General features: G+C 61.4%; 18 protein-coding genes, 1 tRNA gene and 1 pseudogene. 13 read left to right on the top strand and 7 right to left on the bottom strand.

The features are described from left to right. The 4 genes and pseudogenes from CMN27_RS05405 to CMN27_RS05390 form a co-directional block, all read left to right on the top strand. Positions 1–331: pseudogene (locus tag CMN27_RS05405) on the top strand (hypothetical protein); the annotation flags it as partial. Between the two features lie 26 nt (positions 332–357). Further along, positions 358–609, top strand: coding sequence for a type II toxin-antitoxin system prevent-host-death family antitoxin (locus tag CMN27_RS05400; protein WP_293624661.1), 252 nt, complete (start codon positions 358–360; stop codon positions 607–609). Continuing rightward, entirely contained in the window at positions 606–860 is a 255-nt protein-coding gene (locus CMN27_RS05395; protein WP_293624659.1) for a Txe/YoeB family addiction module toxin, read from the top strand. The genes CMN27_RS05400 and CMN27_RS05395 overlap by 4 nt, the downstream gene beginning before the upstream one ends. Before the next feature lie 3 nt (positions 861–863). After that, on the top strand, positions 864–1,148 hold the full coding sequence (locus CMN27_RS05390; protein ID WP_293624657.1) for an RHS repeat-associated core domain-containing protein: 285 nt from the start codon (positions 864–866) through the stop codon (positions 1,146–1,148). A 221-nt stretch (positions 1,149–1,369) separates the two neighbouring features. On the opposite strand, the gene corA is transcribed toward CMN27_RS05390, so the two are convergent. Continuing rightward, positions 1,370–2,326 (bottom strand): magnesium/cobalt transporter CorA, encoded by a 957-nt coding sequence (gene corA, locus CMN27_RS05385; protein WP_366515406.1) that lies wholly within the window; start codon positions 2,324–2,326, stop codon positions 1,370–1,372. A gap of 841 nt (positions 2,327–3,167) precedes the next feature. On the opposite strand from corA, the gene CMN27_RS05380 reads away from it, so the two are divergent. From CMN27_RS05380 to CMN27_RS05345, 8 genes are all read left to right on the top strand, one after another. Continuing rightward, positions 3,168–3,437: a DUF4212 domain-containing protein gene (locus CMN27_RS05380; RefSeq protein ID WP_293624653.1), complete on the top strand. Its 270-nt coding sequence runs from the start codon at positions 3,168–3,170 to the stop codon at positions 3,435–3,437. 9 nt (positions 3,438–3,446) lie between these two features. Further along, complete coding sequence (locus CMN27_RS05375; protein WP_293624651.1) at positions 3,447–5,213, top strand: sodium:solute symporter family protein; 1,767 nt, start codon at positions 3,447–3,449, stop codon at positions 5,211–5,213. A gap of 365 nt (positions 5,214–5,578) precedes the next feature. Continuing rightward, entirely contained in the window at positions 5,579–6,832 is a 1,254-nt protein-coding gene (locus CMN27_RS05370) for a DUF445 family protein (protein ID WP_293624649.1), read from the top strand. Positions 6,833–6,855: 23 nt separating this feature from the next. Further along, positions 6,856–7,605 carry an Abi-alpha family protein gene (locus CMN27_RS05365; RefSeq protein ID WP_293624647.1) on the top strand — a complete coding sequence of 250 codons (750 nt, stop codon included), beginning with the start codon at positions 6,856–6,858 and terminating at the stop codon, positions 7,603–7,605. Between the two features lie 145 nt (positions 7,606–7,750). Continuing rightward, on the top strand, positions 7,751–10,612 hold the full coding sequence (locus CMN27_RS05360; RefSeq protein WP_293624645.1) for a PAS domain-containing protein: 2,862 nt from the start codon (positions 7,751–7,753) through the stop codon (positions 10,610–10,612). Between the two features lie 147 nt (positions 10,613–10,759). Beyond that, positions 10,760–11,587 carry a M23 family metallopeptidase gene (locus CMN27_RS05355; RefSeq protein WP_366515405.1) on the top strand — a complete coding sequence of 276 codons (828 nt, stop codon included), beginning with the start codon at positions 10,760–10,762 and terminating at the stop codon, positions 11,585–11,587. A 140-nt stretch (positions 11,588–11,727) separates the two neighbouring features. Next, a complete protein-coding gene (locus tag CMN27_RS05350) occupies positions 11,728–11,958 on the top strand; it encodes a DUF2188 domain-containing protein (protein WP_293624641.1) in 231 nt (76 codons plus the stop codon). 402 nt (positions 11,959–12,360) lie between these two features. Beyond that, the gene (locus CMN27_RS05345) at positions 12,361–12,732 is read left to right on the top strand and encodes a hypothetical protein (RefSeq protein ID WP_293624639.1); all 372 of its coding nucleotides are present in this window, start codon (positions 12,361–12,363) and stop codon (positions 12,730–12,732) included. Positions 12,733–13,156: 424 nt separating this feature from the next. On the opposite strand, the gene CMN27_RS05340 is transcribed toward CMN27_RS05345, so the two are convergent. The 6 genes from CMN27_RS05340 to rpsU all read right to left on the bottom strand — a co-directional run bounded on the left by CMN27_RS05340 (position 13,157) and on the right by rpsU (position 21,213). Beyond that, positions 13,157–13,233: transfer RNA gene (locus tag CMN27_RS05340), tRNA-Ile, on the bottom strand. Positions 13,234–13,569: 336 nt separating this feature from the next. Further along, on the bottom strand, positions 13,570–15,891 hold the full coding sequence (locus CMN27_RS05335) for an EAL domain-containing protein (protein WP_293624637.1): 2,322 nt from the start codon (positions 15,889–15,891) through the stop codon (positions 13,570–13,572). A 772-nt stretch (positions 15,892–16,663) separates the two neighbouring features. After that, positions 16,664–18,469, bottom strand: coding sequence for an RNA polymerase sigma factor RpoD (gene rpoD / locus CMN27_RS05330; RefSeq protein WP_293624635.1), 1,806 nt, complete (start codon positions 18,467–18,469; stop codon positions 16,664–16,666). A gap of 114 nt (positions 18,470–18,583) precedes the next feature. Further along, positions 18,584–20,347, bottom strand: coding sequence for a DNA primase (gene dnaG / locus CMN27_RS05325; protein ID WP_293624633.1), 1,764 nt, complete (start codon positions 20,345–20,347; stop codon positions 18,584–18,586). A gap of 115 nt (positions 20,348–20,462) precedes the next feature. Continuing rightward, positions 20,463–20,909, bottom strand: coding sequence for a GatB/YqeY domain-containing protein (locus CMN27_RS05320; RefSeq protein WP_293624631.1), 447 nt, complete (start codon positions 20,907–20,909; stop codon positions 20,463–20,465). Between the two features lie 88 nt (positions 20,910–20,997). Next, positions 20,998–21,213 (bottom strand): 30S ribosomal protein S21, encoded by a 216-nt coding sequence (gene rpsU, locus CMN27_RS05315; RefSeq protein ID WP_006915178.1) that lies wholly within the window; start codon positions 21,211–21,213, stop codon positions 20,998–21,000. A gap of 108 nt (positions 21,214–21,321) precedes the next feature. On the opposite strand from rpsU, the gene tsaD reads away from it, so the two are divergent. Then, positions 21,322–22,356 carry a tRNA (adenosine(37)-N6)-threonylcarbamoyltransferase complex transferase subunit TsaD gene (gene tsaD, locus CMN27_RS05310; RefSeq protein WP_293624629.1) on the top strand — a complete coding sequence of 345 codons (1,035 nt, stop codon included), beginning with the start codon at positions 21,322–21,324 and terminating at the stop codon, positions 22,354–22,356. Positions 22,357–22,419 lie beyond the last annotated feature (63 nt).

Below are 22,419 nucleotides of genomic sequence, written 5' to 3'. Positions count from 1 at the left end.
GTACAGCAACCGTCGCCATCGACGCACGGGTCACCTGTTTCAAGGCCGCTTCAAGGGCATTCTCGTCGACGGTGATAGCTATCTGCTGGAGTTGTCGCGATATGTTGTGCTCAATCCCGTTCGCGCACGTATGGTCGGGACTGCGAAGAACGGCAACTACGTGCTGGGCAGCGAGCGCTTTCAAAGCGAAGTCGAAGCGATGCTGGGTAGACGGGTCACGCCCGGCAAGGCAGGGCGGCTTAGACCGAGAAATCACGATTTGTCCCGTTACCTCGTTCCTTCGTTTGCCGCTGATTGCCAAAGCGTTAGGCGTACAATATTCTGTACATGAACATATACAGGTACATGGATGCTTCTATGGATGCCATCAGCTACACGGCCGCGCGGACCAATCTGGCGAGAACGATGGAGCAGGTCTGCGAAGATCATTCGCCCATGATCATTACCCGGAACAAGGCACGATCCGTGGTCATGATGTCTCTTGAAGACTATGAAGCGTTGCAGGAGACGGCGTATCTTCTTCGTGCCCCTAGGAATGCCCGTCGTTTGCTGGAGTCCGTTGCAGAGCTGGATCGTGATGGCGGGCAGGAGAGAGAGCTTATTGAATGAGGATCGTTTTTTCGGAAAACGCCTGGGCGGACTATTTGTACTGGCAGCAAACTGACGAAAAAACCCTGCGCCGAATCAATAAGCTGATTAAAGAGATACAACGAGAGCCGTTCAACGGTGTGGGCAAGCCGGAACCGCTGAAACATGGCCTCGCTGGCTACTGGTCCCGCCGAATTAACGAAGAACAACGTATCGTTTACCGGGTTGCCGACGGCGCCTTGCTCACTGCGCAGCTTCGGTACCACTATTGATTCATGCCGCTGGGGTCGGTCACGGTCAGGACCGACAGTTCGGGCGGCGTACAGAACCACTACTCGTACGACGCGTTCGGCAAACGCCGCGTCGACGACTGGGTTGCCAATCCCAGCGACTCGTTGCTCTACGATCTGGCGATCGAGCCCAAAAGGGGCTTCACCGGCCACGACCATTTGGACAACGTGGGGTTGATCCATATGAACGGCCGGGTCTACGCCCCGATTCTGGGGCGGTTCACGTCGCCGGATATCTATGTGCAGTTCCCGGAGACCACGCAGGGGTGAGGCGTCCCGGCCGTAACGGGCATCCAGACCGGAGGCAATCGTGAGGGAGGCGTTCGATGACTCGACCACTCGTCGCTACGAGCAGCAACGCTGTCTGGAATTCAATTATCCGAACTCTGGATATTGGAAATTACTAAGCGCTATGCCTCATGGATCGTCGAGGGTTTTCTACCACGACATCCCGCGCAAACCAATCCGAGGTCCGGTAGTGGGCTTTTTAGCTACAGCCAATTCTTATACTTGAAATAGGCGTAGGGCGCGATGCCGGCGAGTACCATCGCCACCAGTGCAATGGGATAGCCGTAGGTCAGGGCCAGCTCCGGCATGTGTTCGAAGTTCATGCCGTAGATGCTGGCGATAAGCGTGGGCGGCAGAAAGACGACCGCAGCGATCGAGAATATCTTGATGATCTGGTTCTGTTCGATATTGATGAAGCCCTGCGTGGAATCCATCAGGAAGTTGATCTTGTCGAACAGGAAGGCGACATGACTCATGAGCGTTTCTAGATCGTGTAGGCACTCACGTGCGGTGCTCGCGGCAACGGATGTAGTTGGTAGATGCCCCAGTAGAAACGATAGCGAGCGCTGCGTGTCCATCAGGCACAGCCGGATTTTGCCGTTGGAATCCTCGAGCTGGGCAAGTTGGTCGATGGCGTCTTCAAGGTCGGCTTCTTCATCTTCGAGTACCAGGTGGCTGACTTTTTCCAGTCGGTGGTGGAGGTCTTCCACCGTGTCGGCCAGATTCTCGACCTTTTGATCGAACAGGGTAGCCAGAAGGCTGGCTGCGGATTCAGCTTCGACCTGATGGCGGCGGGCGCGGATGCGGAGCAGTCGAAAGTCGGCGAGATCGCCCCCGCGAATCGATAACAGGCGCTCTTTCTGAAGGATGAAGGCGACGGTTTGTGTTCGATGTCGGCCTTCGCTCTGCGCCAGGAACAGCGAATGCACATGAATGCCGGCCGCGTCCACGAAATAGCGGGCCGAGGATTCGATGGAGTCGACGTCGTCGCCGTCCGGCAGTTCGACGGCAAGAAAGCCGGCCAAGGCCTCGCGCTCTTCGGCCGACGGGTCGTGAGCGTCAAGCCAGGTAGCGCTGGCCAGGGTGGCCTGATCCGGCAGGCCAGCCTCGTAACCTCGCTCGACGATGGTCTGATCAACGATTTCGAATGTGCGCAGCATACCGGTCACGCGGGTGTAGGCGGCGCCGGATAGTATCAAGAAAATGTTAAGACGGAATAACGCTGTTGCACATGACGGTTCGAGTGAGTTCCGCGAAGCAATGATTGCCGGTTTGCTTTTCGCTAAAGGCTATTGCGGGATACCCGGGGACAGTATGAGACGTCCCGGCTGTAACGGGCTCCCGGATCAGGACACAATCCTGACGGGGCATCATGACCGAACGACAAACGCTTTCAGCCGACGCCCCCGGTGGGATTAATAGCCGCCTCGACCCGGAGCGTTTCGGTTCAAATTGCCGCTTCTAGAGATATTCGTGCGGCCTGAACGGTTGAAGTCAGGCCGCCATTTTCCTCATTCGGCCGCTGGAAAAGCTGATTGACTGCATTCCTGTGTTCGCGCGGCGATGTCGTCTCTTGATTCGTAAATGGTCGTGGTTAGTTCAATGATGACCGAATTGGGCGCCATATCTGTCGCGGTGCCGCCGGATACTTGATCCGGCGCCAGAAAAGCTGCATCTCTCAGCGGTTTCCCACCTCATCGGCCCAACGTTGGGGCACTTTCGCCGGTCGTTTTTCAAGCGGTGCGTTCGTATACGCGGCCTGCCAACCCTAAACGTTTTCTGGTGGTAGGCCGGCTGAGTAAGCTCGAAGCATCGATGAAGGCGGTTTCGCTCACGGCGTGGTCTGAAAGCGTTACAGCTCATGCATGCTCAATACATTTACTTCTTCGGCGCTTTTTCGGCTTTGGCTACTCAAATGGTGGAATAGCCGAAAGTATCATTGCCGGTCGTACCCCGCTGGTCGAGGATTGCCCAGGACAATTCATAACAATGGAGGGGGATATGTCCGATCGGCCATCCGATTCGGCGGCAGCCTACTGGCAGGCCAATATCAGGCTTGTACTGAAGCTGCTCGTCGTTTGGTTCGTGGTGTCCTACGGCTGCGGCATTCTGCTCGTGGACGTGCTCAATAACTTCTATATCGGCGGTTACCCGGTGGGCTATTTCTTTGCTCAGCAGGGCGCCATCTATGTGTTTTTGTTCCTGATCTTTTTCTATGCATTTCGCATGAACAAGATCGATCGGGAATTCGGCGTAGAAGAAAAGGATTAGAGCACACCCATGGATACACAAACCTGGATATATCTCGCCGTGGGCGGCAGCTTTCTGCTGTATTTCGTGATCGCGATCGCCTCGCGTGCCGGCAGCACCGAGGATTTCTACGTTGCCGGCGGTGGTGTCGGCCCGGTCGCCAACGGCATGGCCACGGCCGCCGACTGGATGAGCGCGGCGTCGTTCATTTCCATGGCTGGGCTGATCGCGTTTTTGGGCTATAACGCCTCGCCCTATCTGATGGGCTGGACCGGCGGCTTCGTGCTCCTCGCGCTGCTGTTGGCACCGTATCTGCGCAAGTTTGGCAGCTTTACCGTGCCCGCCTTCATCGGCGCACGCTACTACTCGAACGTGGCCCGTACGGTTGCGATCATCTGTCTCATCGTGGCCTCGATCACCTACGTGATCGGCCAGATGAAGGGCGTGGGCGTGGCCTTCGGCCGTTTTCTGGAGGTTGAATTCGAAACCGGTGTGCTTATCGGCATGGGCGTGGTGTTCGTCTATGCGGTGATGGGCGGCATGAAGGGCATCACCTATACCCAGATCGCCCAGTACATCGTGCTGATCTTCGCGTTCACGGTGCCGGCGATCTTCATCTCGATTCAGCTCACCGGTGTGCCGCTGCCGCAGATCGGTCTGGGCTCGACCATGGCCGACGGTAGTGGCGTCTACCTGCTGGAGAAACTAGACGGGGTGATTACCGAGCTCGGCTTTGATCGGTTTACCAACCCCGAGCATTCGACGCTCAATATCTTCATGCTCACGCTGTCGCTGATGATCGGCACGGCGGGCCTGCCGCACGTGATCATCCGCTTCTTTACCGTGCGCAAGGTCAGCGACGCGCGTAAGTCGGTGGGCTGGGCGTTGTTCTTCATCGCCATTCTCTACACCACGGCCCCGGCTGTGGGCGCGATGGCACGCCTGAACCTCATGGAAACGGTACAGACCGGGCCGGTCGGCACCGAGAATTCCAACCTGGAATACGAACAGCGCCCGCAGTGGTTCAAGACCTGGGAAGGCACCGGCCTGCTCGGCTTCGAGGACAAGAACGGCGACGGCCGGATTCAGTACTACAACGACAAGAATCCGGATTTCGCCGCGACTGCCGAAGGCTATGGCTGGCAAGGCAACGAAATGGTCAACGTCGACCGCGACATCATGGTGCTGGCCAATCCGGAAATCGCGCAGCTGCCGGCCTGGGTGATCGCCCTGGTGGCCGCAGGCGGCGTGGCGGCGGCCCTGTCGACCGCAGCCGGGCTGTTGCTGGCGATCTCCTCGGCCATTTCGCATGACCTGCTCAAGAGCATGCTCAGGCCCGATATCAGCGAAAAGGGCGAGCTCATGGCCGGGCGTATCGCCATGACCGGGGCGATCCTGGTGGCCGGCTATCTGGGGATCAATCCACCCGGCTTTGCAGCCGAAGTGGTGGCCCTGGCGTTTGGCCTGGCGGCATCGTCGCTGTTCCCGGCGCTGCTCATGGGCGTGTTCTCCAAGCGCATGAACCGCGAAGGCGGGATTGCCGGCATGCTGGCCGGCCTGACCGTGACCATCGTCTATATCTTCCTGTACAAGGGGGTATTCTTCGTGCCGGGAACCAACCTGTTCGCCGATAGCGCGGCGAACTGGATGTTCGGCATTCAGCCCGAGTCGTTCGGCGCCATCGGTGCGCTGATAAACTTCGTGGTGGCGTTCCTGGTCTCGCGTGCGACCGCGGCACCGCCGGCGCATGTGCGCGAGCTGGTCGAGAACGTCCGCGTTCCGGGCGTCTTGCGCTAGCCGTTGCGCAACGCCGGCTGCTGCTTGAGGCCCCGCTTCGCGGGGCCTTTTTATTGCGGCGTATGCCTGACGCGGCGCCTTTCTGTGCAGGCCGTCGCGATTGCCAGCGCACGGCGCTTTTATGCCTCTGGCCACGCCGCAAGCCATGGTCCAGGTGCGCCGGTTTGGTCTTCAGTGCCCTGTCGTGGCCGGTTCGCCGAGGCGGGATCTGGCAATTATGGGAAAAATCGCCCGCAGCAGGCGACAACCCCGCTCAATAACTGTATGTTGATTCGAAAACGCGATCTTTTTAGAGCCGGTGACCGGCCGCCGAATCGCGACTATAAGAATAAGAACCCGTCAATGCAGGATACGAGGAGATCGGCATGATGGACCTGGCGTTTCTTGGAACGGCGACGTTCTGGAAGTATGCGTCCATGCCGTTTATCAGCGCGATAATCGGCTATATCACCAACCGGGTCGCGATCTGGATGATGTTTCATCCGATCGAGTTCGTGGGTATCTGGAAGCCTTTCCTCGGCTGGCAGGGCATCGTGCCGCGCAAGGCCGCCAAGATGTCGGCGATTGCCACCGATACCATCACCGAAAATCTCATCGACAGTGAAGAAATCTTCGCCCGCCTGGATCCGGACGAAGTCGCCGCCAAGCTCACCGGTCCGCTCAACGAAATGACCGCGGACCTGGTCAATGAGGTCATGGAAGAGCATCACCCCAGCGTGTGGGCGCGCACGCCGGAGGCGGTTCGCGACACCATCGTGGCCCGGGTTCAGGCGGCCGTACCCGGCGCCATTGCCGATACGGTGCGCGACCTGCGCAGCGATGTGAATCAGGTGTTCGATCTCAAGGACATGGTCGTCACCAATCTGGTGCACCACAAGGAGCTGATGAATCGCATCTTTCTGGAAACCGGGAAGGAGGAGTTCAAGTTCATTGCGCGCTCCGGGGCCTATTTCGGCTTCCCGCTGGGTGCCCTGCAAATGGTGGTCTGGATATTTTTCCAACCCTGGTGGCTGCTACCCGTATTCGGGATGATCGTGGGCTGGTTCACCAACTGGGCCGCGCTCAAGATGATCTTCAATCCGAAGAAGAAGTATCGCGTCGGCCCGTTCGAACTGCACGGGCTGTTCTTCAAGCGCCAGGCGGACGTCGCCCGAGCTTATGGCGATCTCGTGGCCAACGAGGTACTTGCCCCCGCCAATATCCTGCAGCAGGTACTCAAGGGCCCGTATTCGGATCGTATCTTCACCATCATCGCCCACCATGTGGGGGAAACGGTGGATGAGAGCGCGGGGCCGGTCGGCTCTTTCATGAGCTGGACGGTTGGCGACGTGAACTATATCCGGCTCAAGCAGACCGCGGTCGAGCGCTTGATCGAGTACACACCGGATGCGCAGGGCAGCGCGTCGCCGACCATGCAGGAATTCATCAGCTATACCAATCGCACCATGGCCATCGAACAGACGTTGGTCGAGCGCATGCAGCAGCTCTCGCCACGCAAGTTCGAGGGCATGCTGCGCCCCGCCTTCGAGGAAGACGAATGGATTCTGATCGCGGTGGGGGCCGGTCTGGGGCTGGCGGTGGGTGTGTTCCAGTTCATGGTCCTGTTCGGCGGCGGGTAAGCCGGGACAGCAAGGAGGCCTGTGTGAATCAATACGATTATGAACAGCAGCGCTACGATGCGTTTGCGCCGGAATTCGAGACGGAAAAGAGCGCGCCTCTGCCGCTGGAGTTATTGCGTCGAACCGCGCTGTGGCTGGGCCGCCGGCCGGTGGCCGGGCTGGGTATTCGCGCGCTGCGTCGTGCCGAATACCGCGCGCTCAAGAGCCTGGGCGACCGACTCGATCGTGCCGGCATCCGCCCGGCTGATCCGCTCGGCAACTCGAGCCCGAACAGCGACACGCTGCCGGCGCAGATCTTCGCCGAGCTGCTGGATGCCTCTCGCGGTACCGACCAGCAGGCGATCGAACAGGATTTCTATGTGCGGCTGCTGCGACAGCTCAATCCGTCGCAGGCCCGCATTCTGGTACTCATGGCCGACGGCAGTACCTGGCCAATGGTGCATGTAAACGCCGGGTCGCTGCCGGGCATTGGTAGCACCCGCGTGTTGTCTTATGCCTCAAGCGTTGGCAAGGAGGCCGGGGTGCTTTTACGCGCCCAGGTGCCGAACTTCATTGCCCATATGTATTCGCTGGGCCTGCTAACGGTCGGGCCGCAGGCACGCGAACTCGAACCCCAGTATGAAATCCTCGAGGCGGACACACTGGTGCGCGACGCCATGGAATACATCGAGGACGAGCTCAACCAGTATTCGAACATCGAGCGCTGCACCATCCGCTTGAGTGAATTCGCCGAGTCGCTGTGTGCGGTGGCTTTGCCGCACGGGCGCGTCTGACAGCACAAGGCCAGCAAGACGAAGCTGAAAAGGCAAGGTGCTGAAAACGTTGCAGTAAGAAGCTGTATAATGACGTAATGCCGTGTTTCTCGCCGCCGAACGAAGACTCGTTGAGCGCTTGCTGTAATTGCTCAGAGCCAGATCGATGCAGCTAAAAGGATTCGAAGTTCTCGAGCGCCATGGGCGTGCAGGCGTATGGTTCTACGACTTGGAAACCGGGCAGATTCGCTGGTCCGATGGGGTGTATACGCTGCATGGCGTCGAGCGCCGGACGTTTACCCCGCAGATCGACTCCGCGTTGGCGTTTTATACCGAGGATTCGCGAGAGGCCTTGAATAAGGCGCTCGCCGCGGCGCGCGAGACGGGTACGGGCTACAGCCTCATCGTCGAGCTGGTTCGCGCGGATGGCACGCATCGCTATATTCAGGCGATCGGCCAAGTCGAGCTACGCGACGGACGATTGCCTTTGCTGGCTGGCGCCGTAATTGACGTGCACGACCAAAACGAGGCCCTGGTTGCCAGTGCCGCGCGCGAGCGGCGGCTGCTTGGCGAGAATACGCGCTGGCGTACGGCCAGTGAAAACGCCGGGCTGGGTTTGATCGATATCGACATCGACGAAGATGTCTATCGACTCTATGGGCGCTTTAATAGCCGTATTGGGCTGAGTTTCGCTGACGAAACGGCCATTGAACGCGGCAAATGGTATTCCTGGATACACCCCGATGAACGCGATGCTCGCAGGGCCCGAATCGAGGCGCATCTGGCCGATCCGTCTTCGGAGTACTCGTTCGAGTACCGCCTGCTGTTGCCGGATCGTGCGCCGATATGGCTGCGCGAGCAGGGCAGCGCCGCGGATACGCAGCCGGCTCGGCGCATTATCGGAACCGTGTCCGATGTGACCGAGCAACACGAGGCACAGGATGCACTGCGCCGATCCAAGCGCCGGCTGACCCAGACGCTCGCCCACGCGCCGACCGGGATCGCGCTGGTATCGCCAGAAGGCCGCTGGATTTCCGTCAACCGCGCTCTCTGCGAGATTCTCGGCTACGACGAAGTCGAACTGCTGCAGCTGACGTTCCAGGACATTACCCATCCGGACGACCTGGAAACCGACCTCGATTACGTCGACGACCTGCTCAGTGGCCGCAAGCTCGCCGGCCGTATGGAAAAACGCTATTTCCATCGGCAGGGACACAGCGTCGATGTGCAGCTGGATGTGTCACTGCTTCGTGATGACGCCGGCGAGCCGCTGTATTTCATCTGCCATATTCAGGATATTTCCGAACGCAAGCAGGCCCTGCACGAACTGTTCGAGGCCAAGGAACTGGCCGACATCACCTTCGAGTCGATCGGCGAAGGCGTGATACGGGTCGATGCCGCAGGCCGTATCACCGAACTCAATTCAGCGAGCGCGGACCTGCTGGGCTGTACGCGTGAACAGATCGTCGGCGCCGAGTTCGGCGACGTCGTCCAGTTCTACGACGCCGACGACGAAGTGGCGCTCGACGATCCGTTGCCGAAGGTACTCAAGGACGGCGATCGTGTAAGGGTGCCGATCTTCACTCGTCTGCGACGTCGCGACGGGCAGTTCATCTCCATCGTCGATTCGATCTCGCCGATCCACGACGATACCGGCGCCATACGGGGCGCGGTGTTCGTGTTCCAGGACATCAGCGAAGCACGGCGGGCGACGCAGGAACTGGCCCACCAGGCGAGCCATGATGTGCTGACCGGGCTGCCCAACCGGCGCGGGTTCGATGAAGCGCTCATGCGGACCTGGCTGCGCGTGCAGCAGGGCGCGCTGCATGCCTTCGTGATGTATCTCGACCTGGATCATTTCAAGGCGGTCAATGACAGCTGTGGCCACGCGGCGGGTGACGAACTCCTGCGCGAGATCGCCCAGGCCATGCGCTCGCTGCTGCGCGATAGCGACGTGCTCGCCCGTCTTGGCGGTGACGAGTTTGCGGCCGTGGTCCATGCCAGCGATGCCGAGGGCGCACGTATCGTGGCAGACAAGATCATCCAGCGGGTCCGCAGCCATGAGTTTCGCTACGAAGGGCGTGTTTTCAACGTGGGTGTGAGCATCGGTGTGGCCGAGCTCGACCCCGCGCTGGATTCGACCGATTCCGTGCTGCTGCATGCGGACACCGCGCTCTATGCCGCCAAAAACGCGGGCCGCAACCGCTACGAGCTCTACCAGGAACGTGCCGACGCCGGCGAGCGCGCGATAGAAAATGAGGGTGCGGCCGAGCAGCTCCAACGTGGTCTGGACGAGGATCAGTTCGCGCTCTATTTACAGGCCGTGGTCGACGCCGAGGGCAACCCCGTGGGCTACGAGGCGTTATTGCGTCTGTGCGAACCCGACGGCGTGATTCGCCCGGAAACATTCCTGCCGATTGCCACCCGGCTCGGGATGATGAGCCGTATCGATCGCTGGGTGCTGCAGCATGCGCTCGAACTGATCGATGATTACCGGGAGCGGGGCCTCTGGCCGGAAGGGTTCTATCTGAGCATCAACATCAGCGCCGTCAGCATGGCGGACCCGCTCTTTCACCGTCAGCTCATCGCCATGCTCGATCAGTGGCAGGCCGAGGCAGGCCAACTGGTGTTCGAGGTGACCGAGAGCGAAGCCCTGTTCGGAGAACACTATCCTGCGTTGACCGAGCATCTGCGAGCGCGCGGCTTCCAAGTATGGTTGGACGACTTTGCCGGCGGCCATGCCGGGTTCGACGTGCTCAAGCAGGCGGTGGTGGACGGCATCAAGATCGATCGCGGCTTTGTGCGCAATCTCGAACACGATCCGATCGATCGGGCCGTGCTGCGCTCGATCGCGGATGTGTCGGCAACGCTGGATTTGCACGTCGTCGCCGAAGGCGTCGAAACCCAGGCAGCACTCGAGCTGCTCAAACGGGCGAACGTCAGGTACTTTCAAGGCTATTATTTTCACCGACCGGAGCCGGCCGAGGCCGCGCTCATGAAACCCGCTTCCGCGGGCGCGCCGTTGTAGAAGGCCGGGGCCGTCAACCCATCGCGACGGCGAATGCCGGGCACTTTCGACAGGCGCGTCTGCGATAGTGGGATCCGCTAAGCGGGCCCGTGAATTCCGTCTCGACAAGGTACGCGATCAATGAACCCTAAGCCTTCGACAAACCGCATGGCGCGTGGTGCGGCCATGGTTCTGCTGCCCCTGCTCTGGCTCACGCTTGCTTGGGCCAAACAGGCGTCTGCAGCCGAGGTGGTGGCACCGGCCCATGTGCAGCAGGGGGCGCTGGTTTATGCCCGCGTCCCCTCGGGCAGCCGGGTGAGCTACGAGGGCCGTTCTCTCAACGTGACCGATTACGGCACCGTGGTGTTTGGCATCGGGCGCGATGCCAAGGGCGTGGCCCGCCTGCACGTCACCCCGCCCGGGCAGGCCGAACAGGTCGTGACGGTCGAGATTCGTCCGCGCGACTGGCCCATCGAGCGGGTCAACGGCGTACCGCCCAAGACTGTTTCGCCCCCGCCGGACATCGCGCGCCGTATCGCCCGCGAGCAGAAAAAGGTCACGGCGGCACGCGCCGACTCGAATCAGGGGCTGGGTTTTGCCGAACACTTCATCTGGCCGGTCCGCGGGCGGATCAGCGGACGCTTTGGCAATCAGCGGGTCTACAACGGCACGCCCGGCTCGGCTCATTCGGGTATGGACATCGCCGTGCGCACTGGCACGCCAGTGAAAGCGCCGGCGTCCGGCACCGTCGTGCTGGCCGAACCGGATATGTACCTCACCGGCGGTACCGTACTCATCGACCATGGTTATGGCGTCGGCTCGAACTTCCTGCATCTGTCCAAACTCGATGTCGCCGTGGGCGATAGCGTCGCGCAGGGCGACATCATCGGAGAGGTTGGCGCTACCGGGCGCGCCACCGGGCCGCATCTGCACTGGGGCATGACCTGGTTTTCCACGCGTATCGACCCGCTGCTGGTTTTGCAGCGCGGGGACTGAGGCGGGCTGAATGCGTTCAGGGTGGGCGCATGAATAGCGGAAGGGCGTATTAACGGGCGATTAATAACAGCCTAAGTAGTTGTACGGACGTCGTCTTCTAGTTACCATCAGCAACTGACATCGCAACGCATTCGTCCGATATGACTGTGCAGGTTTATCGCGTGGTACGTAACAGTGCTTACTGGTATGTGGAGCAGTTGGGCACACCCCGGCCGTGCCGTGGCTACCGCTGCCGTGATAACGCGATTGCCAGGGCGATGGATCTTGCCAGCCGTCAGCGGCCGAGCCTCGTTCGGGTGGAGAACGCCGCGGGCGAGGTCGAAATAGAACGTAATTTCGGCCGGCCGGCCAGCTTCAGTCATGCTGGCTGATCCCGCGCGTCGAGCTGCGCCCCATGCCCCCTGGCGGTGTGTGGCACCCATCTAGAGTCGATCATCCGTTCTTTCGGTTCGTGCCAAGCCCGGCCCTGTTCCAGCGTTCGCGGATAAGCGCTCAAGATCTTGGCTTATCGATGCCGGCCGCCGCGCTTAATTCGCTAGACGAATATTGCGGCGAGCCGAGACTCCGTAAAAGACTGAAAATTAAAATTAAATAGTTGTCATAAAACGGCGTTGGCCATGCGCGTACGCCATCTTCAAATTCCCTTCGTTCTGTCGTTCGCTTGTCATCTTGAAGTCGCACCCTAGCGGGCACTTGAGGGGATGGGCGGTTCGATTCGGTCGGGCCAGCCCCGGTCTCGAACCATGAATTTGTCGGCAACGGAGGTGGCTTTCATGATTACGGCTGTCGAACATCACCCGGAAGCGCTTTACGGTTTTCTTGCCGCTATGGCGCAGAAGTATTTCCCGCGGGAACGCCTCGGCGAAACCGAACCCGCCGAGCGCATCGCCGCCCGGGTAATGACCGCGGGCACTTATCGCGACGTCTGCGAACTGGTCGATCTCGCAGGGCGCGATTATCTGTTGTGGGTTTTCAATACGTCACCGCAGCACTGGTTCAGTGCGCCGGCACGCGAGTACTGGCAGCGGCATTTCGATGCATCCGTTCGCAGCGCGACCCGCGCGCGTCGAATGGGCGCGCTCGGTCTCCAGCAGGCTGCCCAGGCACAGCAGCGAAGCGCGATCGGGCGCACGGCAAAACACTAGTCGGCGTACAGAAGCCCCGCCGTCGTTCACAAAACGGCTGGACAAGTCTGTGGACAGGCCCGGCGGGGCGTTGCTGCAAGCGAGTTTGAGCGCGGTGGTGATTTATTCGCCATCGCGTTTGCGCGAACGAGCATATGGCCGCGCCAGGCCGGAAAGTTGAGCCAGGACGCGATCCAATCATGTGCAGCGACGCGGGCGAACACCGGTGCGAAGAGCGCGTGGATGCCGGAGGTCTCGTCGGTACGCACCCTGTCTGCGTAACGCCGGCCTGTGTGCCGCATGCATGCTCGTTCGGGCGTGAGCGTGCATGAGCTCAGCGATAGCCACGCATCAAGTCGCGCAGGAGCAGGCGCCGATCAGCCGACACCAAGTGCTGAGTGGGGACGCGAGATACGGTCTGACTGGCGGTCAGCCGCTATGCAGATGGTGGGCCCGGCAGGACTCGAACCTGCGACCAAGGGATTATGAGTCCCCTGCTCTAACCAACTGAGCTACAGGCCCCCGTGCATGCGGGGAGCACTATATCGGTATAGCGGAAGGTCGCCAAGGAGGAATTGGCGCGGGCGGGGGCAGGGCGTTGATCGGCGTCGCAGCGAGCGCACCCCATCGGCACGATCCGATGGGCGCCGGCTGTGTTTAAGTCGGACTGAAACCCTCGGTTCGCGAGCAGAAGATATAGGCTTTCCATCCGGCCGGCCCAGGCATGCGCTATGGACTGGACGCAGGCGATGGATCGTTCCTGCGCGCATTGCCACACTTGTTGCCATCTCCTTATGCCTGCAGTCAATACGGCGCGGATTAGGTGGTTGGTTCGGTCGTATCGCGGGACGTTTACCCTCAGGGCTGTTGGTCGGTCGAGTAATCCAGCCAGCGCTCGCGGTTGGCATCGTGTTCGGCCAGCCAGGTGACCATGGCGTCGGCGGCCATGGGGCGCGACAGGTAATAGCCCTGGATGATGTCGGCGCCGCGATGCAGCAGATACTGCCATGACTCGGCGTTTTCGATGCCTTCCGCCACAACCTCGAGACCCAGTTTGTGCCCGAGATCGATGATCAGATCCACAATGAACTGATCGGCGGGCGTGTCGGCGAGCCCGAATACGAACGACTTGTCGATCTTGAGTTCGTCCGGCGCGAGACTTTTGAGCTGGGCAAGGGAGGAATAGCCGGTGCCGAAGTCGTCCACCGATATCCGGCCGCCCCGCGCCTGCAGGGCGCGCAGGTTCTGCAACGCGCTTTGCGGCTCGCGTAGAAGTGCGCTTTCGGTGACTTCCAGGGTAATGCGTTCTTTGCCCTCGCATAGCGTCAGCAGCGGCGCCAGGGTGGCCTCGAGCTCACTTTGGGCAATTTCGTCGGCGCACAGGTTGATTGCGACGCCCAGGTTGATGCCCTTGGAGCGCCAGTAGTTGAGATCGCGACAGACCTGCTGGACGACCCATTCGGTGAGCAGCCGGATCTGGCCGGAACGTTCGGCCAGGCCGATGAATTCGTCCGGCGAGATAGGGCCCAGTTCGGGATGGTGCCAGCGTGCCAAGGCTTCGACCTGAACAATACGGGCGTCGACCAGAGCCATCTTGGGCTGATACAGCAGCGACAGCTCGCCCTGTTTTATCGCGGGCGCGATACCCTGGATGATCGCCAGTTCGCGCTGATGCGCTTCATCCATTCCGGGCTCGTAGAGGAACGTTGCACAACGCTGTGCTCGCGAACCATCCCGTGCGATGACCGTGCGTCGCCAGGCGGATTCGATATCGTCGGCGTGTTCGGGTACACGCACCACGCCGATATCGAGCAGAAGCTGGATCGAGGTGTGCTCGAGGTGCAGCGGTTGTTCGACCTTGGAGCGCAGATGTTCGACCATCGCCAGCATGTCTTCATCGTCGGCATGACACTCCACCAGAACGAGAAAATCGTTCCCCTCGATGCGGCCTAGCGTGTGTTCCGTGCTGCAGGCGTTGTTGAGACGCCCGGCGACGGTCTTGAGTACTTCGTCGCCCAGTTTGTAGCCGAGCGCGCTGTTGATGCGCGAAAAGCCGTGCAGGGCGATACGCACGAGCGTGACGTGGCTGTCGTTGTTCATCTGCTCGTAGAGCACGTCGCGCACGGCGTTGCGGTTGAGCAGGCCGGTCAGGGCATCGTGCGTGGCCTGATGGCGTATGCGGTTTTCACGCTGGCGTACCGCGATCTGCATGTCGTTGAGGGCGTCGCTGAGCACATCGAATTCGCCGATGCCCTGGCCGCCCGGCGTCTCGTGATAATGGCCGGCCGCCACCGATTCGGCGAACTCGCTAAGCTCGCGTACCGGCTGGCTCAGCCGTCTTGCCAGGGCGATAGCGACGAATGCGCTCAGGGCGATCGTGATAATGAACACCAGAGTCAGACTGCTCGCCATGTCGTAGTAGGGCGAAAGTACGGTACGGCGCGACAACGACAGGGCAACATCCAACTGGTGGCCGTCGGCATCGAACAGCGTATGTCGTTCCACCATAAAGGCATCGCTGTCGGTCGCTGCCACGCTGCCGTCGGCGTCCTGCGGCCCGGTCGAATACAGTTCGTCGTCGCCTTCGCGCACGATGAAGTTGACGTGTACCCCGGTTACGGCCGCCACGTTGCGGGCAATATCGTCATCAACGAGGAAACCCATGCCCACCCAGGCAATCAGCCGCGGCGAATTCACCGGTGCGAGCACGTACTGATACGGCCGATCCTCAACCATGATGAGTCCGCTGGCGCTCCCCAGACGGCGCGCGCGATCGAGTACGCGGGCAAACGGATCGACCCCGAGCTCGGCCCGGTTACGGGGTACGAGGGTGATCAACTCGCCCGAGGGGGCGGCTAGCGTGGCCAGATCGGCATGGGCTCGGTCGCCGTAGTTACGTAGAACCGTGCGCTGCGTGGACTCGTCCTGGGTTCCGATCGCAGTCTTAAAGCCGTAATCGGAGGCCAGAACGTTTGCAGTGGTTAGAAGCTGTTCGGCACGTACTTCCAGCACCCGGTCTAGTACGCGGCTGGCGACCTGCAGCGTGTCGTGGGCCTGATCGACGCGCTGGTCGTACGTTCGCTGCAGAATCGAAATCGCAACCCCGAGTTCGGCGAGCAGTACGAAACCGAGCAGCGCAATCATGAGCTGGTTTCGAAACGTGCGCGGACGCAATGTCATTTGGCCATCCGATCGAATCGCTCTTGCATAGGCTAAATTCGTTTGGTGCGACGCCGACGGCGTCAAGGTATCAATAAGTATGATTACCGATATGGTATCGGCCGAAGCAAGGGCGAATACAGCGCCTGCTGCCTTCGGTGCGAATATTCATGCCAAATTGCGGGTTTAGGCGCTACCTTGCGGTGATGTCATGCGCAGCCGAGCGCCTGCTGTGGAGGGGCCGCGCGGTAGCGGCAGTCATGCGAGCGGCAGCCGGCTCATTCGTTGGATGCCCGGCGCGCGGGGATTGGACGCGTCTGTGGGGCGCGATCGCATGAGCGGCGATCGGGTCGTTGAATCGGGCGTTGTGTCTCGGGGGCGGCCGGCAAGAGTACTGCGGACACAAAGGCAATCCCGGGCAGGCAAACAGCGCCCGCGGCCGTCGTTCGGCACCGATCAACGCGAAAGCGGGCGTTCGCCCCTTTCACCTTTTGAAGAGTTGGCGGCCGCGGGGGCTGTTGCGCCAGCCGCCATAGTTCATCGACGAGCTGTTCGCGCGCTAAGCGTTCCAGCCCGTGCAGGCTGATTGGGTGAGCGCACCGCTAGGCGCGCGATGTGCGTCGAGCTCAGGCTAGAGCTTCCGACTCCCAATGGCTAGGGTAGGCGGGCCGGGCGTCGAGCTGAGATTGTTGCGCGCCCGGTCTGGGGCCACGCTCCGCCCGATTGTTTCTAGGGTTAGCCCGGCTGGCGAGCACGCCGCCGATGAGGCGACGGCGTGCTCACGCCCGAGTCATTACTCGTCCAGGAAGCTCTTCAGGAACGTCGCCCGCGACGGATGGCGCAGTTTGCGCAGCGCCTTGGCTTCGATCTGGCGGATGCGTTCACGGGTGACGTCGAACTGCTTACCGACTTCTTCGAGCGTATGGTCGGTATTCATGTCGATGCCGAAACGCATCCGCAGAACCTTGGCTTCACGCGGGGTGAGGCTGGCCAGCGTATTGTGCGTGGCCTCGCGCAGCGACTCGCCCGAGGCAGAATCGTCCGGGGCGACCGCGTTGACGTCCTCGATGAAGTCACCCAGATGCGAGTCCTCGTCGTCGCCGATGGGCGTCTCCATCGAGATCGGCTCCTTGGCGATCTTGAGAACCTTGCGCACCTTGTCTTCCGGCATCTCCATGCGCTCGGCGAGTTCTTCCGGCGTGGCCTCGCGGCCCATCTCCTGGAGCATCTGCCGGCTGATCCGGTTGAGCTTGTTGATCGTTTCGATCATGTGTACCGGAATACGGATGGTACGGGCCTGATCGGCGATCGAACGAGTGATGGCCTGACGAATCCACCAGGTGGCATAGGTGGAGAACTTGTAGCCACGGCGATATTCGAACTTGTCCACCGCCTTCATCAGGCCGATGTTGCCTTCCTGAATCAGGTCCAGGAACTGCAGGCCGCGGTTGGTGTACTTCTTCGCGATCGAGATCACCAGGCGCAGGTTGGCCTCGACCATTTCCTTCTTGGCGCGACGGGCCTTGGCCTCGCCAATCGACATCTTGCGGTTGATTTCCTTGATGTGATTGACGTTGAGCCCGTTTTCGGACTCGATTTCGCGAATACGGCCCTGTGCACGAACCAGGTCCTCACGTCGGCCGGCGATGGTCGACGAATAGCGACGCTTGGCGCGGATGAGCTTGTCGAGCCAGACCTCGCTGGTGAGGTTGTCCGGCAGCTGGCGCACGAAATCGCGACGCGGCATGCCGGCCTCGGTCACGCAGATGGCCAGCATTTCGCGTTCGATGCTGCGAATATCGAGCATCGTGGTGCGCAGCTGCAGGGTGAGATCGTCTGCGGTCTTGGGCACCAGCTTGAAGCGCATGAAGTGCGTGGCCAGCGCGTTGAGGGCTTCTTCCGTGGCCTCGTGCTCGCGACCGTGTTTTTCGAGCGTGGCGACCGCGGCTTCGTGTAGGCTCTTGAGCTGCTTGAACTGGGCCTTGGCTTCTTCGGGATCGGGGCCGTCGTTGGCGGGCGCGGAGCCTTCCTCGTCGTCGTCGCTGTCGGCTGATTCGTCCTCGTTGACTACCGGGTCGCCGGTGTCAGGGTCGACGAAGCCCACCAGCACGTCGCTCAGACGCTTGTCGTCGGATTCGACCTGGCTCCACAGCTCGAGCAGCCGGCCGGTGGTGGCCGGGAAGTAGGCCAGCGAGAACATCATCTCGGCCAGGCCTTCCTCGATACGCTTGGCGATCCGGATTTCGCCCTGCCGGTCGAGCAGTTCGACCGTGCCCATTTCGCGCATGTACATGCGCACCGGATCGGTGGTGCGACCGAACTGCGGGTCCAGCGCGGCCAGCGTGGCCGCGGCTTCTTCCGCATCGTCGTCATCGTCTTCGTTGACGGTGTTCTCGTTCATCAGCAGGCTGTCATCTTCCGGTGCGGACTCATGCACCGTGATGCCCATGTCGCTGATCATGTTGACGATATCCTCGATCTGCTCGGGATCGACGATATCGTCGGGCAGCGTATCGTTGACCTCGGCATAGGTCAGATAGCCTTTTTGCTTGCCGTGGGCAATCAATAGACGAAGCTGCGATTTCTTGTCTTTGCTCATGTGCTTTTGCTACGTGTGTTGGGCTCGTAGGGCGTGGCGAACGCTGCGATAACCGGCCATGATAACAACTCGCGCCAGTCGCGGCGACTTGCAGGGCCGGTAACCGGCTTCGTTCTAACCGGTTTGCTGGCGATAACGCCTGAGTTGCTGGTGTATCTGCTGCAACTCGTTGGCGGCCGCGGTATCCAGCGGGCCGCGGTTCTGTTGGGCGACCAGTTCGTCGTAGCGCCGGCGCAAAGACGCCAGCGATGCGGTATTCGAACCCAGTCGTGCAACGGTTTCATCGAATTCCTGTGCGCGGCTGTCCGGGTCGCCCGGCGGCGTCGTCGCCGCCAGTTCCTGTAGCCGGTCGAAAAACCGGTGTTCGCGGTAGCGTTCCAACCACTGCGATACCGATACGTTTGGGGTCTGTGCGAAAAACTCAATCGCCTCGGCCAGAATCGTGGACCCCGGCGTGTCCGTTTCGCGCAGCGCCGCGGTATCCTGCGCGCGCATTGCGAGTGCGGTATCGGCGAATAAAAGACTCAGCGCGCGGCTCACCGGTGTCACTCGGGTTTTTTGCTGTACATGGCCTTTATCGACCGCCGCGGGCGAGGTTGAAGGCGTGCGCGCATACATCGTGCGCAGATCGTCGGCCGGCAGGCGCGCCAGCTGGGCCAGTTCGCCGATCAACTCGGCGCGAAACGCTTCCGGGGGCAGGGCGTTGACGTACGGGCGTGCCTTTTCGATAAGCGTGGCTCGACCGTCGGGCGAATCCAGCGACAGGCCATCGGTGAGAGCGTCCATCAGCACGGCAGAGGCCGGGCGCGCAGCGTCGATAGCTGCCTGAAAACGCTGTATGCCGTCCTCGCTGCGTACCATCGAATCCGGATCCTCGCCCTCGGGCACGAACAGAAAGCGCACGCGTCGGGCCCCGCGCATGACCGGCAGGCTCTGATCGAGGGCCTTGCGTGCCGCACGTACGCCGGCCGCGTCGCCGTCGAAACAGAACACCACTTCCTGTGTATGTCGAAACAGCGTGGTCAGATGCGATGCGGTGGTGGCCGTGCCAAGCGTGGCCACGGCATTGGCAAAACCGTGCTGGGCGAGGGCGATGACGTCCATATAGCCTTCCACCACGAGCAGACGTGGCAGCTCGCGCATGGCTTGGCGCGCTTCGAACAGCCCGTACATATGGTCGGACTTGTGAAACAGCGGCGTTTCGGGCGAGTTGAGGTATTTGGCCTTGTCGTCGCCCAGGGTGCGCCCGCCAAAGGCGATGGTGCGCCCGCGGGTATCGCGAATCGGGAACATGAGCCGGTTGCGAAAGCGGTCGAAGAAACCGCCGCTGTCGCGCTCGATCAGAAGCCCGGCGCGTGCCGCGGCGCCATGGTCGCGCAGCTGGCGGGTAAGCCCGTCCCAGCTGTCGGGGGCAAAGCCCAGCCCGTACTGCTTGGCCATGGCGCCGGACACGCCGCGGCGTTTGAGATAATCGATCACGCCCGGATCACGGCGCAACTGGGCCTGATAGAACCGATCGGCCTGGCTCATGGCATCGAACAAGGGGTCGCGAGGCGGCCCGGCCGGGGCGCTGTCCTGGGCATCCTGCGGAATCTCGAGACCGGCCTGCTGGGCGAGCACATCCACGGCGTCGCGAAATTCCAGGCGATCGTATTCCATGAGGAAGCTGATCGCGCTGCCGTGGGCCCCGCAGCCGAAGCAGTGATAGAACTGCTTGGTCGGCGAGACGGTGAACGAGGGCGTTTTCTCGTCATGAAAGGGGCAGCAGGCGGCATATTCCGCGCCGGATTTCTTCAGCGCAACGCGCGCGTCGATCAGCGACACAATATCCGTGCGCTCGAGTAGCTGATCGATGAAATCCTGGGGGATGCGCGCCATATCAGGTCAGACCTCCGCTGATCCCGGTCATGATACGAGCCGCAGGCCGTGCGGCTCGTAACGCGCCGCACGGCGGCACGGTTTGGGCGCTGTCCTGGTGACGACAGCGCTGAAGCTATTGCTGCAGCCGAGCCTTGAGGCGTTGGCTGACCACGGCCATATCGGCCTGGCCCTGCAGCTGCGGCTTGAGCAGGCCCATGACCTTGCCCATGTCACGCATCGACTCGGCCTCGCTATCGGCAATCGCCTTTTCGATGGCCTGATCGATTTCGGCTTCGGACAGCTGGGTCGGCAGGTAGTTTTCCAGCACCGCGATCTCGGCGGCTTCCGCGTCGGCCAGTTCCGGCCGGTTGGCGTCGCGATACTGCTGTTCGGCATCGCGACGTTGTTTGACCATCTTTTCCACGACCGCCAGCACGTCGGCATCGTCGAGGTCGCCACGCTCGTCGACTTCGCGCTGCTTGACTGCGGCCATGAGCATGCGGATCACGGCAAGGCGTTCCTTGTCGCGGGTGCGCATGGCGGATTTCATGTCGTCCTGTAGCTGGGCTTTGAGGCTCAAGCGCGTTCTCCTGTCGAAATACCGTCTCTGCAACGAAAAACAGCGGCTCTGTGGCCGCTGTTATATGCGTCGCTATCGAAAGCCGTGCTTAGTACTGACGCGTGAAACGCTGCTGCTCGCGCTGGAGCTTCTTGGCGTGGCGCTTGACCGCGGCAGCGCGCTTGCGCTTGCGGGTCTGGCAGGGCTTCTCGAAAAACTCGCGACGGCGTACTTCGGTGACAACGCCCGCTTTCTCGCAGCTGCGTTTGAATCGACGCAGGGCGACTTCGAACGGTTCGTTTTCTTTGACGCGTACGCTAGGCATTGAGCAATCACTCTCCGGAAGAATCTGCGGTTTGTCGATCCAGCCATGGGCATGCTGTGGCCCGGCGGCTAGAATAAGGCGATGAAGTCTAATCCCTCGGCGCGCGCTTTGCAAAGAAAAAACGTCATCCTCGGTATCGAAAGCTCCTGCGACGAAAGCGCGGCGGCCGTCTACCATAGCGAACACGGTCTCTTGGCGCATGCGCTGCACAGTCAGGTTGCGCTGCATGCCGATTATGGCGGCGTGGTGCCCGAGCTGGCCTCGCGCGATCATATTCGCAAGCTCATGCCGTTGATCGAACAGGTGAGCGATGAAGCCGGGGCGCCCGCGCTGACCGGCATCGCCTATACCCGCGGCCCCGGACTGGTGGGCGCGCTGCTGGTTGGCGCTTCCATCGCAGCCGGGCTGGGCATGAGCCGCGGTCTGCCGGTGCTGGGCGTGCACCATATGGAAGGCCATCTGCTGTCGCCGCTGCTCGAAGAGCGCGCGCCTGCGTTTCCCTTCGTGGCCCTGCTGGTGTCCGGCGGGCATACGCTGCTGGTAGAGGTCGAAGGCGTGGGCCGCTATCGCGTGCTGGGCGAAAGCCTGGACGATGCGGTGGGCGAGGCCTTCGACAAATGCGCCAAGATGCTGGCGCTGGGGTATCCCGGCGGTCCGGCGCTGGCTGCATTGGCGGCGCAAGGTCGGCGCGATGCCTACGATTTTCCCCGGCCGATGCTCAAGCGAGCGGGACTGGACTTCTCCTTCTCCGGGTTGAAAACGGCGGTCATGCTCGCGGTCAAGGCCGCCGACGACACGCCCGAGGCCCGCGCCGATATCGCGGCAAGCTTCGAACAGGCCGTTGTAGACACGCTGGTTGCGAAATGCGCGCGCGCGCTCAAGCAGACCGGCTGGTCGCGGCTGGTCGTGGCCGGCGGCGTCGGTGCGAATCGTCATCTGCGCGATTCGCTGGCTGAGCGCGGCGCGCGCGACGGATTCGATCTCTATTTCCCGCAGTCACAATTCTGTACCGATAATGCCGCCATGATTGCGCTGGTGGGGAGTTTGCGCGCCGACGAGATGCAGGCCGGCATTGCTTGCGCCGACGCACGGGCCCGCTGGCCGCTCGATACGCTGCAAGTACCGGGCGCGGCGAGCGCTTAACGGCGTCGGCGACGGCGCGATGCGCCTGCGGCTGGTGGGCGTGTGGGTGACCGGTGATAGTAT

Source organism: Salinisphaera sp. (assembly GCF_002729955.1).
GTDB lineage: Bacteria > Pseudomonadota > Gammaproteobacteria > Nevskiales > Salinisphaeraceae > Salinisphaera.
This window is presented reverse-complemented; position numbering and strand designations above follow the sequence as displayed.

Bases quoted from the DNA above. Each gene is read 5' to 3' on its own strand.
- CMN27_RS05400 (WP_293624661.1), top strand. From the start codon at position 358: ATGGATGCCATCAGCTACACGGCCGCGCGGACCAATCTGGCGAGAACG.
- CMN27_RS05395 (WP_293624659.1), top strand. From the start codon at position 606: ATGAGGATCGTTTTTTCGGAAAACGCCTGGGCGGACTATTTGTACTGG.
- CMN27_RS05390 (WP_293624657.1), top strand. From the start codon at position 864: ATGCCGCTGGGGTCGGTCACGGTCAGGACCGACAGTTCGGGCGGCGTA.
- corA (WP_366515406.1), bottom strand. From the start codon at position 2,326: ATGCTGCGCACATTCGAAATCGTTGATCAGACCATCGTCGAGCGAGGT.
- CMN27_RS05380 (WP_293624653.1), top strand. From the start codon at position 3,168: ATGTCCGATCGGCCATCCGATTCGGCGGCAGCCTACTGGCAGGCCAAT.
- CMN27_RS05375 (WP_293624651.1), top strand. From the start codon at position 3,447: ATGGATACACAAACCTGGATATATCTCGCCGTGGGCGGCAGCTTTCTG.
- CMN27_RS05370 (WP_293624649.1), top strand. From the start codon at position 5,579: ATGATGGACCTGGCGTTTCTTGGAACGGCGACGTTCTGGAAGTATGCG.
- CMN27_RS05360 (WP_293624645.1), top strand. From the start codon at position 7,751: ATGCAGCTAAAAGGATTCGAAGTTCTCGAGCGCCATGGGCGTGCAGGC.
- CMN27_RS05355 (WP_366515405.1), top strand. From the start codon at position 10,760: ATGGCGCGTGGTGCGGCCATGGTTCTGCTGCCCCTGCTCTGGCTCACG.
- CMN27_RS05350 (WP_293624641.1), top strand. From the start codon at position 11,728: ATGACTGTGCAGGTTTATCGCGTGGTACGTAACAGTGCTTACTGGTAT.
- CMN27_RS05345 (WP_293624639.1), top strand. From the start codon at position 12,361: ATGATTACGGCTGTCGAACATCACCCGGAAGCGCTTTACGGTTTTCTT.
- CMN27_RS05335 (WP_293624637.1), bottom strand. From the start codon at position 15,891: ATGACATTGCGTCCGCGCACGTTTCGAAACCAGCTCATGATTGCGCTG.
- rpoD (WP_293624635.1), bottom strand. From the start codon at position 18,469: ATGAGCAAAGACAAGAAATCGCAGCTTCGTCTATTGATTGCCCACGGC.
- dnaG (WP_293624633.1), bottom strand. From the start codon at position 20,347: ATGGCGCGCATCCCCCAGGATTTCATCGATCAGCTACTCGAGCGCACG.
- rpsU (WP_006915178.1), bottom strand. From the start codon at position 21,213: ATGCCTAGCGTACGCGTCAAAGAAAACGAACCGTTCGAAGTCGCCCTG.